Source organism: Glutamicibacter sp. PAEs-4 (assembly GCF_051161755.1).
GTDB classification, from domain to species: Bacteria; Actinomycetota; Actinomycetes; order Actinomycetales; family Micrococcaceae; genus Glutamicibacter; species Glutamicibacter nicotianae.
The window spans coordinates 2,019,977-2,037,707 of sequence record NZ_CP195017.1 but is presented as its reverse complement, the minus strand read 5'-3'; the positions used below and the strand labels follow the sequence as shown (position 1 = coordinate 2,037,707).

The 17,731-nt window shown below is 62.2% G+C and carries 18 protein-coding genes; 17 read left to right on the top strand and 1 reads right to left on the bottom strand.

Going from position 1 to position 17,731, the window contains the following annotated elements; translation table 11 throughout:
- Window positions 1-55: 55 nt before the first annotated feature.
- Together ACR9WD_RS09595 and ACR9WD_RS09590 are read left to right on the top strand one after the other, a co-directional pair.
- A complete protein-coding gene (locus tag ACR9WD_RS09595; RefSeq protein WP_121866953.1) occupies window positions 56-847 on the top strand; it encodes a methyltransferase domain-containing protein in 792 nt (263 codons plus the stop codon).
- A 114-nt stretch (window positions 848-961) separates the two neighbouring features.
- Complete coding sequence (locus ACR9WD_RS09590; RefSeq protein ID WP_073706088.1) at window positions 962-1,399, top strand: GNAT family N-acetyltransferase; 438 nt, start codon at window positions 962-964, stop codon at window positions 1,397-1,399.
- 23 nt (window positions 1,400-1,422) lie between these two features.
- On the opposite strand, the gene ACR9WD_RS09585 is transcribed toward ACR9WD_RS09590, so the two are convergent.
- The gene (locus ACR9WD_RS09585; RefSeq protein ID WP_434922002.1) at window positions 1,423-2,082 is read right to left on the bottom strand and encodes an MBL fold metallo-hydrolase; all 660 of its coding nucleotides are present in this window, start codon (window positions 2,080-2,082) and stop codon (window positions 1,423-1,425) included.
- A gap of 79 nt (window positions 2,083-2,161) precedes the next feature.
- Here ACR9WD_RS09585 and ACR9WD_RS09580 point away from each other — a divergent pair, with 79 nt between their 5' ends.
- The 15 genes from ACR9WD_RS09580 (at window position 2,162) to secG (ending at window position 17,698) form a co-directional block, all read left to right on the top strand.
- Window positions 2,162-2,539, top strand: a complete 378-nt coding sequence (locus tag ACR9WD_RS09580) for a GntR family transcriptional regulator (RefSeq protein ID WP_038990756.1) — start codon at window positions 2,162-2,164, stop codon at window positions 2,537-2,539.
- 305 nt (window positions 2,540-2,844) lie between these two features.
- The gene (locus ACR9WD_RS09575) at window positions 2,845-3,108 is read left to right on the top strand and encodes a hypothetical protein (RefSeq protein WP_434922001.1); all 264 of its coding nucleotides are present in this window, start codon (window positions 2,845-2,847) and stop codon (window positions 3,106-3,108) included.
- A 127-nt stretch (window positions 3,109-3,235) separates the two neighbouring features.
- Complete coding sequence (locus tag ACR9WD_RS09570) at window positions 3,236-3,970, top strand: hypothetical protein (RefSeq protein WP_434922000.1); 735 nt, start codon at window positions 3,236-3,238, stop codon at window positions 3,968-3,970.
- 285 nt (window positions 3,971-4,255) lie between these two features.
- Window positions 4,256-7,126 carry an excinuclease ABC subunit UvrA gene (uvrA, locus tag ACR9WD_RS09565; protein WP_434921999.1) on the top strand — a complete coding sequence of 957 codons (2,871 nt, stop codon included), beginning with the start codon at window positions 4,256-4,258 and terminating at the stop codon, window positions 7,124-7,126.
- An 86-nt stretch (window positions 7,127-7,212) separates the two neighbouring features.
- Window positions 7,213-7,917: an HAD hydrolase-like protein gene (locus ACR9WD_RS09560; RefSeq protein WP_223308731.1), complete on the top strand. Its 705-nt coding sequence runs from the start codon at window positions 7,213-7,215 to the stop codon at window positions 7,915-7,917.
- A complete protein-coding gene (locus ACR9WD_RS09555) occupies window positions 7,918-8,589 on the top strand; it encodes a lysophospholipid acyltransferase family protein (protein ID WP_038990762.1) in 672 nt (223 codons plus the stop codon).
- A 3-nt stretch (window positions 8,590-8,592) separates the two neighbouring features.
- Window positions 8,593-10,536, top strand: coding sequence for an excinuclease ABC subunit UvrC (gene uvrC, locus ACR9WD_RS09550; RefSeq protein ID WP_434921998.1), 1,944 nt, complete (start codon window positions 8,593-8,595; stop codon window positions 10,534-10,536).
- Between the two features lie 9 nt (window positions 10,537-10,545).
- Complete coding sequence (gene rapZ, locus ACR9WD_RS09545) at window positions 10,546-11,439, top strand: RNase adapter RapZ (protein ID WP_038990765.1); 894 nt, start codon at window positions 10,546-10,548, stop codon at window positions 11,437-11,439.
- Between the two features lie 5 nt (window positions 11,440-11,444).
- On the top strand, window positions 11,445-12,470 hold the full coding sequence (locus tag ACR9WD_RS09540; RefSeq protein WP_073706096.1) for a gluconeogenesis factor YvcK family protein: 1,026 nt from the start codon (window positions 11,445-11,447) through the stop codon (window positions 12,468-12,470).
- A gap of 27 nt (window positions 12,471-12,497) precedes the next feature.
- The gene (gene whiA / locus ACR9WD_RS09535) at window positions 12,498-13,478 is read left to right on the top strand and encodes a DNA-binding protein WhiA (protein WP_038990767.1); all 981 of its coding nucleotides are present in this window, start codon (window positions 12,498-12,500) and stop codon (window positions 13,476-13,478) included.
- Window positions 13,479-13,539: 61 nt separating this feature from the next.
- Window positions 13,540-14,169 carry a superoxide dismutase gene (locus tag ACR9WD_RS09530; protein ID WP_038990769.1) on the top strand — a complete coding sequence of 210 codons (630 nt, stop codon included), beginning with the start codon at window positions 13,540-13,542 and terminating at the stop codon, window positions 14,167-14,169.
- 183 nt (window positions 14,170-14,352) lie between these two features.
- Complete coding sequence (gene gap, locus ACR9WD_RS09525; RefSeq protein ID WP_423298902.1) at window positions 14,353-15,360, top strand: type I glyceraldehyde-3-phosphate dehydrogenase; 1,008 nt, start codon at window positions 14,353-14,355, stop codon at window positions 15,358-15,360.
- Window positions 15,361-15,376: 16 nt separating this feature from the next.
- Entirely contained in the window at window positions 15,377-16,606 is a 1,230-nt protein-coding gene (locus tag ACR9WD_RS09520; protein WP_141357748.1) for a phosphoglycerate kinase, read from the top strand.
- Between the two features lie 2 nt (window positions 16,607-16,608).
- On the top strand, window positions 16,609-17,424 hold the full coding sequence (tpiA, locus tag ACR9WD_RS09515) for a triose-phosphate isomerase (protein WP_423298901.1): 816 nt from the start codon (window positions 16,609-16,611) through the stop codon (window positions 17,422-17,424).
- Window positions 17,425-17,446: 22 nt separating this feature from the next.
- Window positions 17,447-17,698, top strand: coding sequence for a preprotein translocase subunit SecG (secG, locus tag ACR9WD_RS09510; RefSeq protein WP_038990774.1), 252 nt, complete (start codon window positions 17,447-17,449; stop codon window positions 17,696-17,698).
- Window positions 17,699-17,731 lie beyond the last annotated feature (33 nt).

The window sequence follows — 17,731 nt, the reverse complement described above, 5'->3', positions numbered from 1 at the left end:
AGAACTACGACTGGGGGCTGGATGTTGCCTGCGCCTCGGGTTTAGGCTCAGGAACATGAAATGGGATCCGACGAAATACACTGAATTCTCCGACTACCGCGGCCGCCCATACAAGGATTTGCTGGGACAGCTGGCAGGGGTCGAGGCGTCGAAGATCATCGATCTGGGCTGCGGCCCGGGAAATATGACCCGGCTGCTGGCCCAGCGCTGGCCGCAGGCGAAGGTCACCGGACTGGATTCCTCGCCAGAGATGATCGCGCGGGCTTCGCAGAGCGAGCACGAGGAGAATCTGGGCTTCGCACTGGCCGACGCCACGCAGTGGATCCCTGACGCCGATACGGACCTGTTGTTCTCCAACGCCATGCTGCAGTGGCTTCCTGGGCATCGCGAGTTGCTGGCAGGATGGCTGGTCAACCTGAGGCCCGGTGCGAACGTGGCTATCCAGGTCCCGGGCAATTTCGGTTCACCTTCGCATGCGGTAATGCGCGCAGTCGCCGACAGCCCGAAGTGGTCCGGCAAGCTGGCAGGGGTGCTGCGCCATGACGACGTGGTCGGCGAGCCGGATGAATACCAGCGGATCTTCCTGGACGCGGGGTTCCAGGCAAATGTCTGGGAGACCACGTACCACCAGCTGCTCGCAGGCGAGGACCCGATCCTGAACTGGGTTCGCGGTACCGCGTTGCTGCCCGTTCGGCACGCGCTCAGCGACGAAGACTATCGGGAGTTCGAAAACGACTACCGGGCCGAAGTCTCCGTCCACTACCCTTCATTCACCTCGCAGGACGGAACCATCTTGACGAACTTCCCGTTCCGCCGGATCTTCATGGTCGGCCACAAGCTCGGCTGACACCGCTCATCCTGGACGCTGCGGGGCTGCAGGCTCTGGCGTCCACGGAGCCAAACGGAGCGTACTTTCTGCACGCACGCGTACGATGCCTTTCTTGCGGGACCGGAGCACAGCCTGAACCTGGCCCGCTTGCAAGCGGACTTCAATCGGGAATTCGATTCGCCATGCCCACCGGTTGCGATGGTTGCACGGCGCTTGGAGGCCATGCTGGCAGGAGACCAGTGTTTCGCTATCGTCGCGGGGAATGGGCGCGGCTTGGTCGGGCATGCCCTGGTCACGCTGCGACCCACAATCTATTTCGACGGGCCGCTGGCCGTGCTTGACGAACTCTACGTGCAACCCGCATTGCGTGGCCGGGGCATCGGCTCGGCCCTCGTCAACTGCCTGCTGCAGGAACTGGCGCTGCGCGGAAGCCTGGAACTGCATATCAACGTGGACGAGGACGACACCGCAACTCGGCGCTTCTACGAACGCCACGGGTTCGCCAACAACTTTCCGGGAAGCGACTGGCGGATGCTGTTGTACTACCAGGAGCTGCCGCCGACTAAATAGCCGGCGGCAGCTGCTGCAAGCTCCTACCAGCCGCGCTCCAGCCACTCGGGCAGCGAGGGGCGTTCGGCGCCCAGCGTGGTGCCATCACCATGGCCCGGAAGGATCACCGTCTCATCCGGGAACCGGTCGAAGATGCGGGAGGTGACATCGGCATAGAGCGACGCGAAACGCTCTGGATCCTTCCATGTGTTCCCTACGCCTCCGGGGAAAAGACTGTCCCCAGTGACGATGATGTGCTGTCCGGAAGAATCCGCGAGCGCGAATGCAATGGAGCCAGGGGTGTGGCCACGCAGGTGGATTGCTTCGAGCGTGACCTCGCCCAACTGGATTTGATCGCCATGGGAGAGCGGGTGCGCCACCTGCACTCCGGATTCCTCCAGGATGCCGGCGACATCATCGGCCCCCGCATAGGTAGGGACCGGGTAGGCGGCCACCGCGTCGGACAGGGCGCGCACGTGGTCCCAGTGCTGATGGGTCGTGGCGATCGTGGCGACCTGCACTTCGCCCTTCGGCGTGTCGGCCGCAGCCGCTGCCAGCAAGTCCTGGATGGCCGGGAAGTCATCCGCGGCGTCGATCAATATTTGCTGTCCGCTGGCCTTGTCGGTCACGACGTACACGTTGTTGGACATGTCCGAAACCGAAATCCAGCGAACACTGAAGTCATCTAGCTGTAGTTCATTCATTCCTCCAGACTACGGTGAAACCGGTCCGCCACACGATAGGCTCAAGAGACATGAAGCACACGACGAAACGGAACATCGCATGACCGAGTTGCCCTTCCTGCGCGTGGACACGGAATCCACGGTGGCCCCGTACCAGCAAGTCCGCGAGCAAATCCTGACGGCAGTGGCCGAGGGCAAGCTTGCTCCGGGCACCAAGCTTCCCTCGGTGCGCGCGCTCGCCGGCACCCTCGGTTTGGCGGTCAATACCGTGGCCAAGGTGTACAAGGAGCTCGAACTCCAGGGTGCGGTCGTCACCCGCGGACGCCACGGCACGGTCATCCAGGCCGCCGAGGACCGGGCCGAGCAGGAAGTCAGCGATGCCGCCGCAGACCTGGCGCGGATCGCGCAGCAATGGTCGGTGGATGAGGAAACCGCGGTGAAGTACCTCAGGGCAGCTTTCAGCTCGCTGCCCCAATAACACGTCCGCATCGACCGGATCCCAGCAGCGATTCTGGTCGACTGCACGCAACACAACGCACATCACGCGTCCGCACCTGAGAATGAGCTCAGGATATTCGGGAGTTCGCCCATGAGCACTTTCAACACCGCACACCGCCAGCGCCAGATCGGCGCCACTCTGGGTGCCGCCCTGCTCTTGGGCGCCCTGGCCGGATGTTCCGCCACTGAGACCGAACAGCCCGTGCAGCATCTGGGGCAGGAGCAAGTGCGGACCGCAAGGACAAGCTGCTCTCCGAAGCCCACGTCGACGAGGCTGGGAATGTCGTGCTTGCCGACACCCTGGTGGGCAAAACTCCCTATCTCGTAGCCCGGGACCTGGCCACCGGGGAAGAAGTCTGGAAGCGGAAGTCCGAAGTCGGCAACACGCAGTCCGGCATTGCCTTCGAGGTCAGCGTAGTGGAAAACAACGGCAAGAAATACGTGTCGTTGCTGCAGCTGGTGGAGAAGGATAAGCTGCGGCCCGCGGTGCTCGATCTGGAAACCGGGCAACGCGTCTCCAAAGGATCCAGGATCCCTCTACGACATTGACCGCCCCAGCAAATGCGGCAATACCTGGTGCATGTTGGCAGCAAGCCCTGACACGGGAGGTAACGTCGACTACTACTACTACGACTGGCCTTCGAACAGCTGGAAGAAGGCAAGGAAGCCCATCGAAATGCCTGATCCGAAGAAAAACCTCGAGGACTACTACCTCGGTGAAGGGCTTTCCATCTCCAGCGACCAGGAATCCGGCAGGTCGGTCCTGAGCTATGCCCATGAGGGGGCTCTGGCGTGGAACAAGGACTGCGAAGAAATCGATGATGAGCACTACTCCACGGGCGGCGGCTGGGCTTGGGAGACCTTCGATGGGGAACGAAGTACATTGGTGGGCTCCGGCAATCGCGCCTTCTACCAGTTTGAACTCGGCGGGAGGGAGTTCGAGTGGGATATGGCAACGGATTCCATGCTGGTGGGGCTTGACCCGCAGACCGGCGATGGCCGTTGGTCGTTGCCCGGCGCGGATTATTCCTGCTTGGGCATCATCGATCTGCACGGCGTTCACACCGACAGCACCCTGGTGACCTGCCAGATCAATTCCGGTACTGCCGAGGCTAATGCCCAAGATGATGGCACTGCCAAGCTCGGCGGCATCAAGAATTTCGAGGGAAATTTCGTCGGCATCGAGCAAGGGTTGGGGCAGACCGTGTTGTGCACCATGGAACTTGACGGCGTCGACGCGCAACGCTCGGGCAATGACAAGGACATCGCGAACCTGTTGCCGGCAACGGCAGTCCAGTCCTGCGACCGCGATACTCGCACGAAGAGCGATCAATTGCCGTTGTTCGCCGAATTCCAGCGGGCCGGCTACCAGGAAGGCGCCACCGTGGTCCTGGAAGGCGAAAGGGCTTGACCGCTTACACCATGCCGTCTGCCACCGATCCAGCCCCGGAATCCGTCGATAACTAGTGTCCAAGGCGCCGTGCTTGGGATGCCGAATGGAGGTGGCGAACTGCCCGCGAGCGAACAGCCCAGCAGTCATTCGCGGGCAGTGCCTTGTTGGCAGTCCAGCGCCTGGACTTGTTTAGGCGGTGGCGCGGCGCCCTCTCCAAGCACCGGATCAGGGGTTTCCAGATTTAACTGTGAGATGCATCCATTCGTACATGTATTCGAAGCAGTTTTCGATTAGTATTGCTTCGTGGCTATTACTGCAGAGAGCAAGAGAACAGATCTGACTCGCCTGGTCGTCAAGGGGGCCCGCGAGCACAACCTGAAGAACGTGGACATTGATCTGCCGCGTGACGCGATGATCGTCTTCACCGGCCTGTCCGGTTCGGGCAAGTCCTCCTTGGCCTTCGACACCATCTTCGCCGAAGGCCAGCGCCGCTACGTCGAATCGCTCTCCGCCTACGCCCGCATGTTCCTCGGCCAGGTGGACAAGCCCGATGTGGATTTCATCGAGGGCCTGTCGCCAGCGGTGTCCATCGACCAGAAATCGACCAGCCGCAACCCGCGCTCCACCGTGGGCACGATTACCGAAGTGTACGACTACATGCGCCTGCTCTGGGCGCGTGTGGGCCGTCCACATTGCCCGATCTGCCACGAACCGATCTCCAAGCAGACTCCGCAGCAGATCGTCGACCAGCTGATGGAGCTTCCGGAGAAGACCCGTTTCCAGATCCTCGCCCCGGTGGTGCGCTCGCGCAAGGGCGAATTCGTCGACCTGTTCGCCGAGCTTTCCTCCAAGGGCTTCGCCCGTGCCCGGGTGGACGGTGAAACCATCCAGCTGAACGATCCGCCGAAGCTGGCCAAGCAGGTCAAGCACACCATCGAGGTGGTGGTGGACCGCCTGGCCATCAAGGAAGACGCCCGCCAGCGCCTGACCGACTCCATCGAAACCGCCCTGGGCATTGCCGAAGGCCGCGTGCTGGCCGACTTCGTCGACCTGGACGCCGATGACCCGAAGCGCGTGCGCGCGTTCTCCGAGAACCTGGCCTGCCCTAATGAGCACCCGCTGGCCATCGACGAGATCGAACCGCGCACATTCTCCTTCAATAACCCGTTCGGTGCCTGCTCGGCCTGCTCCGGCATCGGCACCAAGCTGGAAGTCGACGAGCACCTGATCGTACCGGACACCGAGGTCACCCTGGCCGAGGGCGCGATCGCCCCATGGTCGCTGGGCAAGGCCACCACCGAATACTGGAACCGGCTGATCGAGGGCCTGGGCAATGAGCTCGGCTTCACCATGGACACCCGCTGGCAGGACCTGCCGGCCGCCGCCCGCGAAGCGATCCTCAACGGCAAGGACCACAAGGTGGTCGTGCAGTACAAGAACCGCTTCGGCCGCGAACGCAAGTACTCCACCGGCTTCGAGGGCGTTATCTCCTATGTGCACCGCAAGCACCAGGAGACCGAATCCGACCACGCCCGCGACCGCTACGAGCAGTACATGCGTCAGATCCCGTGCCCTACCTGCGGCGGCGCGCGCCTGAACCCGGCATCGCTCTCGGTCCTGGTGGGCGGACGTTCCATCGCCGAGGTCTCCGCCATGGACCTGCGCAGCGCCGCGGAATTCCTCTCCTCGATCGAGCTCAGTGCACGCGAGGCGCAAATCGCCGCGCAGGTGCTCAAGGAAATCGACGCGCGAATGAAGTTCCTGCTGGACGTCGGGCTGGAATACCTGACCCTGGAACGCGCCGCCGGTACCCTGTCAGGCGGCGAAGCGCAGCGCATCCGCCTGGCCACCCAGATCGGCTCCGGCCTGGTGGGCGTGCTCTACGTCCTGGACGAGCCGTCCATCGGCCTGCACCAGCGCGACAACCGCCGGCTCATCGATACCCTGCTGCACCTGCGTTCGCTGGGCAACACCCTGATCGTGGTGGAGCACGACGAGGACACCATCGCCGAAGCCGACTGGATCGTGGACATCGGCCCGGGCGCCGGCGAGCACGGTGGCGAAGTGGTGCATTCCGGTTCTCTGGAAGACCTGAAGCAGAACACCAAGTCGCTGACCGGCGACTACCTTTCGGGCCGCAAGCAGATCGACATCCCAGCCAAGCGCCGCAAGGTCGACAAGGACCGCAAGCTCAAGGTGGTCGGAGCCAGCGAGAACAACCTGCAGAACATCTCGGTCGAATTCCCCCTGGGCGTGCTGACCGCGGTGACCGGCGTGTCCGGCTCGGGCAAGTCCACCCTGGTCAACGACATCCTCTACAAGGTGCTAGCCAATAAGCTCAATGGCGCCAAGCAGGTGCCGGGCCGGCACACCCGCGTGCAGGGCCTGGAGCACCTGGACAAGGTGGTCCACGTGGACCAGTCGCCGATCGGCCGCACCCCGCGATCGAACCCTGCCACCTACACGGGCGTTTTCGACCACATCCGCAAGCTGTTCGCAGAGACCAATGAGGCGAAGCTGCGCGGATACCAGCCGGGCCGCTTCTCCTTCAACGTCAAGGGCGGGCGCTGCGAGGCCTGCTCGGGCGACGGCACGCTGAAGATCGAGATGAACTTCCTTCCCGACGTGTATGTGCCTTGCGAGGTCTGCCATGGTGCCCGCTACAACCGCGAGACCCTGCAGGTGCTGTACAAGGGCAAGAACATTGCCGACGTGCTGGACATGCCGATTGCCGAAGGCGCCGAATTCTTCAGCGCGTTCACCCCGATCGCCCGCCACCTGCGCACGCTCGTGGACGTGGGCCTGGGCTATGTGCGCCTGGGGCAGCCGGCCACCACGCTCTCGGGCGGCGAAGCCCAGCGCGTGAAGCTCGCTGCCGAGCTGCAGAAGCGGTCCAATGGCCGCTCGATCTACGTCCTGGATGAGCCGACCACCGGCCTTCACTTCGAAGATATCCGCAAGCTGCTCAAGGTGCTGCAGGGGCTGGTCGACAAGGGCAATACCGTGCTGACCATCGAGCACAACCTGGATGTGATCAAGTCGGCGGACTGGGTGATCGACTTGGGTCCGGAAGGCGGTTCGGGCGGTGGCACGATTTTGGCCACTGGCACCCCGGAGAAGGTGGCCAAGGTGGCCGATTCGCACACCGGAAAGTTCCTCGCCGAGATCCTGTAATGCCTCGCGGAGAATGTTCGACATATGCAATTTCAGTTATGGATTGCTAACCCGCGTCCGCTTCATGGGAAGATGGCTAGGTGAATATGTCGGTAACAAGCGTGCTCTTTGATCTGGATGGGACCCTCGTGGACCCTGCCGGTGCCATAACTTCGGGTATCCGCCACGCGGTGACCTCCCATGGTTTGGCCGATCCGGGCGAAGCCCGGGTCGAGGCGCTGGTGGGCCCGCCCCTGCAAATCGGCTTGCGTACGCTCGACGGGGTGACCGACGAGAACATCGGCTCCATAATTGCCGCCTACCGCGCCCGGTATGCGGATACGGGCATGGCCGAATCGGTGATCTACCCGGGCATGGTGGCGCTTTTGGACGCATTGCGATCGGCCGGGATCCACGTCGCGGTGACCACTGCCAAGCCGATCAACATCGCGCGCCAGCTCATCGCCCGAAAAGGGCTGGATGCGCATCTCGACGCGATTCACGGCAATGCGGACGAACACGGGAGCATGGGTTCGAGCAAGACGCACATCGTCGCCGAGGCTTTGGAACACGGCCAGCTGGACCCGGAGCGCAGCGTCGTGGTGGGGGACCGGCACTATGATTGGGATGCTGCCCGCGAGAATTCGGTGGCATCCATCGGTGTCGCCTGGGGCTTTGCCCAGGGCGATGAACTGCAGCAGGCGGACGCCATAGCCGTGACCGCCCGGGATCTGGCCGTGCTGCTGCTCGGCGCGGAACGGGCAAACACCATTAACTTCGACGAAGACTTCATGCAGGAAGGTGCAAAGTAGATGAGCATCTACACCATGACCCGTTCGTCGATTCGGGGCATCATCCACGGCGTCTGCCGTGCGGAAGTGACCGGGCTGGAGAACGTCCCGAAGGAAGGTGGCTTCATTGTCGCCTCCAACCACCTGTCTTTTTTCGACTCCTTGATCATCCAGGCGCTGACCCCGCGCGACGTGGCGTTCTTCGCGAAGGCTGAATACTTCACCACTCCTGGCCTGAAGGGCAAGATGATGAAGACCTTCTTCGAATCCGTGGGATCCATCCCGGTGCAGCGTGGCGAGCAGGCGGCCTCCGTGGCGGCGCTCGACTCGCTGGTGGAAATCATCGAGGGCGGCTCCGGCATCGGAATCTACCCGGAAGGCACCCGTTCGCGCGACGGCAAGCTGTACCGGGGACGCACCGGCGTGGGCTGGCTGGCGCTGACCACCGGTGTGCCAGTGGTCCCGGTCGGGCTGATCGGCACGGAGAAGTTGCAGCCTGCTGGCTCCAAGGGCTTCAAGCCCGCCAAATTCCAGATCCACTATGGCGAGCCGCTGTACTTCGACCAGCTGGGACGCAAGCACCCGTTGCCGCAGCGCCGCCAGGCCACAGACCGGATCGTGGATGCGATCGCCGAACTGTCCGGCCAGGAACGCGTCGATTCCTACAACCAGCTGCCGCCGGACGCGAAATAGGCCATGGCTGATCCGGCAAGCTACCGTCCGAAGACCTCGGACATCCCCACGAAACCGGGCGTGTACCGTTTCCGCGACGAACACGGCCGGGTCATCTACGTCGGCAAAGCCAAGGTCCTGCGCAACCGCTTGACCTCCTACTTCGCCAACCCAGATCGGCTCACGCCGAAAACCCGGGCGATGGTCTTCACTGCCGGGTCTGTGGAATGGACCGTGGTGGGGTCCGAGCTGGAAGCGCTGCAGCTGGAGTATTCCTGGATCAAGGAATACAACCCCCGGTTCAATATCGTTTTCCGCGACGACAAGACCTACCCGTACCTGGCAGTCACGCTCAATGAGAAGTACCCGCGCGCCCTGGTGATGCGGGGTGACAAGCGCAAGGGCGTGAAGTATTTCGGCCCGTTCTATCCGGCTAAGGCCATCCGCGAAACCCTCGATACGCTGCTGCGGGTCTTTCCCGTGCGCAGCTGTGCACCCGGCGTGTTCAAGCGTGCCGAAGCCTCGGGCCGTCCGTGCCTCTTGGGCTACATCGACAAGTGCTCAGCTCCCTGCGTCGGACGGATCAGCGAGGAAGACCATCGCCAACTGGCCGATGACCTCTGCACCTTCATGGGCGGCGAGGCGACCAAGTTCACCAAGGCGCTGACCGTGAAGATGCAGGAAGCCGTCGCGGAGCTCGAATACGAGAAGGCCGCCCGCTATCGCGATGACATCGCTGCCTTGAACCGGGTCTTCGAACGCAACGCAGTGGTCCTTGACGACCGGACCGAAGCCGACATCTTCGGCATCCATGGCGATGAGCTGGAGGCCGCCGTGCAGGTCTTCCATGTCCGCGACGGCCGCATCCGCTCGCAGCGCGGCTGGGTCGTTGAAAAGGTCGCAGATACCACCGACGCAGAATTCGTCGAGCAGCTGCTCACCCAGATTTACGCCGATCACGCAGACCGGATTCCCAAGGAAATCCTGGTTCCGGCGCTGCCTGAAGACATCGAGGATGTCACCACCTGGCTTACCGAGCTGCGCGGATCCAAGGTCTCCCTGCGCGTCGCCCAGCGGGGCGACAAGGCGGCTTTGGCAGCCACCGTTGTGGAGAACGCGGAACAAGCGCTGCGTCTGCACAAATCGAAGCGCGCAGGCGATATCACCACGCGATCGCTGGCCATGCAGGAACTGCAGGATGCCCTGGGAGCGGAGCAGGCGCTGCTGCGCATCGAATGCTATGACGCGTCGCATACCCAGGGAACCAACGTGGTCGCTTCCATGGTGGTCTTCGAAGACGGGTTGCCCAAGAAGAGCGAGTACCGCAAGTTCTCCATCACCGGGGACGCCGCACGCGACGATACCGCCAGCATGTACGACGTGATCTACCGCCGCTTCAGCCGCTACCTGAAGGAGAAGATCGACCCGACGAGCTTCGCCACCGGGCAAGTGGATGAAGCCACCGGCGAGCAGGAAAAGAAGAAATTCTCCTACCCGCCTTCCCTGGTGATCGTCGATGGCGGCCCGCCGCAGGTGGCCGCCGCGCAAAAGGCCATGGACGATCTGGGAATCGATGATATTCCCGTCGTCGGTCTGGCCAAGCGCCTGGAGGAACTGTGGCTGCCGGATGATCCGTTCCCGGTGATCCTGCCGCGAGCTTCCGCCTCGCTGTATCTGGTCCAGCGGCTTCGTGACGAGGCCCACCGTTTCGCGATCACCTTCCATCGGGCCAAGCGGGCCAAATCGATGATCGCTTCCGATCTGGATGCGATCCCGGGCCTGGGCAAGGCCAAGCAGGCCGCCCTGCGCAAGCACTTCGGGTCGATGAAGAAGATCCGGGCCGCAAGCGTCGCCGAACTGATGGAAGTGCCCGGCGTCGGTGAAAAACTTGCTACTTCCATCAAAGAGTCCCTAGAAGACGCTTCATTAACCGGTGTGAATATGACTACCGGCGAAATTGTCGACTAGCCTTGTGATATGACCGCTGAGTATGAAGCAGTAAAACCCCCTGAGTCCGAACTCGTGATCGTGACAGGCATGTCAGGTGCCGGTCGCACCACCGTCGCGCATGCTCTGGAAGACCAGGGCTGGTACGTGGTGGAGAACCTTCCACCGGCCATGCTCGGACCCCTGACCGAGATGATGAGCCGCTCGCAGGGTTCTATCCCGAAGATGGCTGTCGTGATGGACGTGCGCTCCAAGGAAATGTTCCCGGAGATCCGCGACGCGTTGGCGAACCTGACGGCCAGCGGAGTGAAATTCCGGCTGGTCTACCTGGATGCCAGCGACGAGGTGCTGATTCGCCGCTTCGAGCAGGGACGCCGTCCGCACCCGCTGCAGGACGACGGCCGCATCGTCGACGGCATCAAGCGCGAACGCGGAATCACCGACCAATTGCGCGAAGCCGCCGAAATCATCCTGGACTCCACGACCATGTCGGTGCACGACCTGGCGCGTGCAGTCAATGAGCTGTTCAGCGAATCCGGGCCGATCATCCTGCGCATCAACGTCATGAGCTTCGGCTTCAAGTACGGCTTGCCGGCAGACGCCAACTACGTGGCAGACGTCCGCTTCATTCCCAACCCCCACTGGGTTCCTGAACTGCGCCCGCAGACGGGCAAGGACAAGGAAGTCTCGGACTATGTCCTCAGTCAGGAAGGCACCAGCGAGTTCATCACGAACTACCTGAAGGCGCTTGAACCAGTCTTCGAGGGCTACCGCCGCGAGAATAAGCATTACGCGACCATCGCCGTGGGCTGCACCGGCGGCAAGCACCGCTCGGTGGCAACCACCATCGAGCTGGGCCGGCGGCTGGCACAGTTCCCGAACGTACGGGTGAACATCAGCCACCGAGATCTGGGGCGTGAGTAGGAGCAATGGCCTTTGCCACAGGTCCGATCCCGATCCAGGGACTGACGCGAAGCGATGATTACCGCAACCCATCGGTGGTTGCCTTGGGCGGGGGACATGGCTTGTCCTCCTCGCTTTCTGCCCTGCGTCGCCTGACTACCGACCTCACCGCCATCGTTACGGTGGCCGATGACGGCGGCAGCTCCGGGCGCCTTCGGGGCTCGTTCGATGTGCTGCCCCCGGGCGACTTGCGCATGGCCTTGGCCGCGCTGTGCGATGACAACGACTGGGGTCGGACCTGGCGCGATGTCATGCAGTACCGCTTCGAATCGACCGAAAACATCGAAGAGCCCTTGAACGGCCATGCCGTTGGCAACCTGCTGATCCTGGCCCTCTGGGAGTTGCTCGACAACCCGGTAGCTGGGCTGCGCTGGGCCGGAGCGCTGCTCGGTGCCCGCGGCCAGGTCCTGCCGATGAGCACCGTTCCGCTGTCCATCCATGGCGAGGTACTCGAATCGGACCCGGTGAACGACACCTTGGTGCGCCGCCGCATCGATGGGCAGGCCAAGCTGGCCCGCGCCGGTTCTGGCGGTCTGGTCACCAATGTCTATCTGGAGCCATCCGACGCGCCGGCCTGCTCCGAAGCGCTGGAATCCATCGATCTGGCGGACTGGGTGATTCTTGGTCCCGGATCCTGGTACACCTCGGTGCTGCCGCATCTGCTGCTGCCAGATATGCGCCAGGCTCTGGCATCGACAACAGCCAAGAAGCTGCTGACCATGAATCTGGCTTTCGACACCGCCGAGACCGCCGGGATGGATGCCGCCGCGCACTTGGAGGTGCTGGTCCGCTACGCACCCGAGATCAAGTTCGATGCGATTATTGCCGACGAATCCAAGATTCGTAACAAAGAGCGATTTGAGCTGGCAGCGCAAAAACTCGGCGCGCGGGTCTTTTTTAGTACAGTAGGAGTATCTGACGGTCGTGCCGTGCACGACCCGTTGCGACTAGCGGCGGCCTATCATGAGGTGTTTACCGCGATCGGATCTTAGGAAGATCCAAGTAAGGGAGTTTGATTCATGGCATTGACGGCTTCCGTCAAAGACGAGCTGTCGCGGGTAGAGATTCGCAAGCCGTCGGTCCGCAAGGCCGAGGTTTCGACCATGCTGCGCTTCAGCGGCGGACTGCATATTGTCTCCGGGCGAATTGTCATCGAAGCAGAAGTGGATCTGGCAGCGACCGCCCGGCGGTTGAAGATCGCTATTGGCGAGCTGTACGGGCACGATGCCGAGATCGTAATGGTTTCCGGTTCTGGCATCCGCAAGGGGAGCCGCTACATCGTGCGCGTGTCCAAGGATGGAGAAGTGCTGGCCCGCCAGACTGGCCTGCTTGATCAGCGCGGCCGGCCGGTACGCGGCCTGCCCTCGGTCATCGTCAACGGTTCCACCGCCGACGCCGAAGCGGTATGGCGAGGCGCATTCCTGTCCCATGGTTCGCTGACCGAACCAGGACGCAGTTCCGCATTGGAAATTACCTGCCCTGGACCGGAAGCAGCATTGGCCCTGGTCGGTGCGGCTCGCCGCCTGGGTCTAACGGTCAAGGCCCGCGAGGTGCGCGGCGTTGACCGCGTAGTGATCCGTGATGGCGATGCCATCGCCCAGCTGCTCACCCGCATGGGCGCCCACGATGCGCTGATGGTCTGGGAAGAACGCCGCATGCGCAAGGAAGTGCGCGCCACCGCCAACCGCCTGGCGAACTTCGACGACGCCAACCTGCGGCGCAGTGCCCAGGCGGCGGTCGCTGCCGGGGCGCGCGTCGAGCGTGCGCTGGGAATCTTGGGCGACGAGGTTCCAGAGCACCTGCGCTATGCGGGGCTGCTGCGCCTGGAGCACAAGCAAGCCTCCTTGGATGAGCTCGGCCGGATGGCCGAACCGCCAATGACCAAGGACGCCATCGCTGGCCGAATTCGCCGCCTCTTGGCTATGGCGGATAAAAAGGCGAGCGATCTGGGAATACCAGGTACGGAGTCCAGCGTTCCAGGAGAAGAACTGGAACACTAAAAATGTCCCCGCGGGAGCCCTCCCGTGGAGATTCAACCAATTGAGAAGATTGAGGAGAATCATGGCTGTTTATTCACTGCCAGAACTGCAGTACGACTACGCCGCACTGGAGCCGAACATCTCGGCTCGCATCATGGAACTGCACCACTCCAAGCACCACGCAACCTACGTTGCAGGCGCAAACTCGGCACTGGAGCAGTTGGCTGAAGCTCGCGAAAAGGGCGAATTCGGCAACATCCCGAAACTGTCCAAGGACTTGGCTTTCCACCTGGGCGGCCACACCAACCACTCGATCTTCTGGAACAACCTGTCCCCAGAAGGCGGCGACAAGCCTGAGGGCGAGCTGGCAGCTGCCATTGACGACTTCTTCGGTTCGTTCGACGCATTCCGCGGCCACTTCACTGCTGCTGCCATGAGCCTGCAGGGCTCGGGCTGGGCAGTCCTGGCCTACGACGCACTGGGCGGCCAGCTGGTCATCGAGCAGCTGTACGATCAGCAGGGCAACATCCCAGTGGCAACCACCCCGCTGCTGATGCTGGACATGTGGGAGCACGCCTTCTACCTGGACTACGTCAACGTCAAGGCAGACTACGTCAAGGCCTTCTGGAACATCGTGAACTGGGCAGATGTCCAGGCGCGTTTCGAAGCCGCACGCAACGGTGCAGCATCGCTGATCGTACCAGGCAAGTAATACTTATCTGGTAAGTTAGCTCACATTCTCCGCTGATATAGCGTAGTATGTTTCTAGTGTGTTGCGGATCCCAGCTCCGGCTGGGATCCGCAAGCACGGCACAACGGAGTGTCCTCTTAAAGAAGGCCACCTCCGCTAGTGCGCGGTCGTGGCATCATCATCCCATTTAGAGGAGATAGTCACGTGACAACTCGTGTTGGAATCAATGGTTTCGGTCGCATCGGACGCAACTTCCTGCGTGCAGTACTGGCCCATAAGGCAGATATTGAAATCGTCGCCGTCAATGACCTTGGTTCAATCGATTCGCTTGCTCACCTGGTGAAGTTCGATTCCGTGCTCGGCCCAGTGGGCGAGCCGGTATCCGTAGACGGCGATACCATCGTCGTGGGAGAACGCCGCATCAAGGTTCTGTCCGAGCGCGAGCCGGCCAACCTGCCCTGGGGCGAATTGAAGGTTGATGTCGTAATTGAGTCGACCGGATTCTTCACCAACGCAGAAGACGCCAAGAAGCACGTAGCTGCTGGCGCGAAGAAGGTCATCATCTCGGCTCCAGCCAAGAATGAAGACATCACCATTGTGATGGGCGTCAATCAGGACAAGTACGATCCTGCAAACCACGCCATCATCTCGAACGCATCCTGCACCACCAACTGCCTGGCTCCAGTGGCCAAGGTGCTGAACGACGAATTCGGCATTGTTGACGGCCTGATGACCACCATCCACGCCTACACCGCCGATCAGCGCCTGCAGGACGCGCCGCACAGCGATCCGCGCCGTGCCCGCGCCGCAGCGCTGAACGTCATCCCTACCTCCACCGGTGCCGCCAAGGCCATCGGCGTGGTGCTCCCAGAACTGAAGGGCAAGCTGCACGGTTACGCTATGCGCGTACCAGTTCCCACCGGCTCGGCCACCGACCTGACCGTGAACCTGGCCCGCACCGCAACTGTGGAAGAAATCAACGCGGCCTTCGAGAAGGCTGCCGCCGAAGGCCCATTGAGCGAATACCTTGAGTACTCAACCGATCCGCTGGTTTCCTCGGACATCGTGACCAATTCCCACTCGGCAATTTTCGACTCCGGCCTGACCACCGTAATGGGCAACAGTGTCAAGGTCGTCGCGTGGTACGACAACGAGTGGGGTTACTCATCTCGGCTCGTCGATCTCGTTGAATTCGTGGGATCCAGCCTCTAGTCGATAACCTAGAGACATGTCTTCTCACACCATTGACGAATTGATCGCTGACAACGGCGTCCGCGGACGGTACGTTCTGGTCCGCAGTGACCTGAACGTGCCGCTCGACGGTGCAACTGTGACCGATGATGGCCGCGTCCGCGCGTCGCTGCCAGTCATCAGCAAGCTGGCCGAGGCCGGCGCAAAGGTCATCGTGATGGCCCACCTGGGACGCCCCAAGGGCCAGGTCGATGCCAAGTACTCCATCGCTCCAGCAGCGAACCGCCTGAACGAACTGGCTGACTTCGACGTAATTGTCGCCGAAGACGTGGTGGGCGACTCTGCCCGCCAGGCTGCGGCAAACCTCGAAGAAGGCTCGGTTCTGGTTCTGGAGAACGTCCGCTTCGATGCCCGCGAAACGTCCAAGGACGATGCGCAGCGCGCAGAGTTCGCCAAGGAGCTGGCTGCGCTGACCGGCGAGAACGGCGCCTACGTGAACGACGCTTTCGGCGCCGTGCACCGCAAGCACGCTTCGGTCTACGACATTGCCAGCCTGCTGCCGAGCTACCAGGGCGACCTGGTGGCTACCGAGGTCAAGGTCCTCAAGACCCTGACCGAGGCGCCGAAGCGCCCCTACGTGGTGGTGCTTGGCGGGTCCAAGGTCTCGGACAAGCTCGCTGTCATCGACAACCTGCTGGGCAAGGCTGATCAGCTGCTGATCGGCGGCGGCATGGCGTTCACCTTCCTCAAGGCGCAGGGCCACGCCATTGGCGGCTCGCTGCTTGAAGAAGACCAGATCGCCACCTGCCAGGAGTACCTGAAGCGGGCCGAGCAGCTCGGCTGCGACATCATCGTGCCTAGCGATGTCGTTGTGGCAAGCAAGTTCGGTGCCGATGCTGAGCATGAGGTGCTGGCGGCAGACAAGATCGAGGAAGCCAGCTTCGGCTCCAACGGCCTTGGGCTGGACATCGGTCCGAAGTCCGCTGAACTGTTCGCAAGCTACATCACCAGCGCCAACACCGTGTTCTGGAACGGCCCAATGGGCGTCTTCGAGATTCCTGCTTTCGCTGAAGGTACCCGTACCGTCGCGCAGGCTCTGGCGGACTCGGAAGCGTTCAGCGTGGTAGGCGGTGGCGATTCGGCCGCGGCTGTCCGCGCGCTGGGCTTCTCGGAGGATGACTTCGGCCATATCTCCACCGGCGGCGGTGCTTCGCTGGAGTACCTCGAAGGCAAGACCCTGCCGGGTGTTGCCGCATTGGAAGGCTAGGAATGACCATTTCGCAGAACGGCGCTTTTGTGCGCCAGCCGCTGATTGCCGGCAACTGGAAGATGAACATGGACCACGTCCAGGGGATCACCCTGGTGCAGAAGCTGGCGTGGACCCTGAAGGACCACGAACACGATTACGATCGTGCCGAGGTCGCTGTGTTCCCTCCGTTCACCGACATTCGCGGCGTGCAGACACTGACCCTGGGCGACAAGCTGGACATCGTCTACGGTGCCCAGGATCTGTCGGCGCAGGATTCAGGCGCGTACACCGGTGAAATCTCGGGCCAGTTCCTCAAGAAGCTCGGTTGCACGTACGTTTTGGTAGGCCACTCCGAGCGTCGCGAGTACCACAACGAGACCAACCAGGTGATCGCCGCCAAGCTGGCTGCCGCGTACCGCCACGAGCTGACCCCGGTGCTCTGCGTCGGCGAAGGCCTGGAAGTGCGCAAGGCCGGCGAGCACGTGGCTTTCACCTTGGAACAGTTGGCGCAGTCGCTGGAAGGCGTTACCGCTGAGCAGGCCGCAAACCTGGTCATCGCCTACGAGCCGGTGTGGGCCATCGGTACCGGTGAAGTTGCGGGACCGGCCGACGCGCAGGAAATGTGCGCCGCTATTCGCGGTGCGCTGGCCGAGCGCTTTGGAGCGGAGATTGCCGAGAAGACGCAACTGCTCTATGGCGGTAGTGTTAAGGCAGCAAATGCCGCATCGATCATGCGCGAACGCGATGTCGATGGCGTGTTGGTTGGCGGTGCCAGCCTGGATGCCGAGGAATTTGCTAATATTGTCAGGTTCGAGCATCATCTCGTCACCGACTGAATCTAGCTAAGGAACCGTCGACTTGGATATTATCAAGATCATTCTGCAGGTATTGCTGGGCATCACAAGCGTCCTGCTCACCCTTTTGATCCTTTTGCACAAGGGTCGTGGTGGCGGTATGTCCGACATGTTCGGCGGTGGCATGACCAGCTCCATGGGATCTTCAGGTGTTGCCGAGCGCAACCTGAACCGGATCACCATCGTTCTCGGTCTGATCTGGGGTGCCGTGATCATCGGCCTTGCCCTGGTGCTTCGATTCAGCGTCGAAGCCTAGGCGGCACCCTTCCGCAGCAGCCAAGAGGCGCCT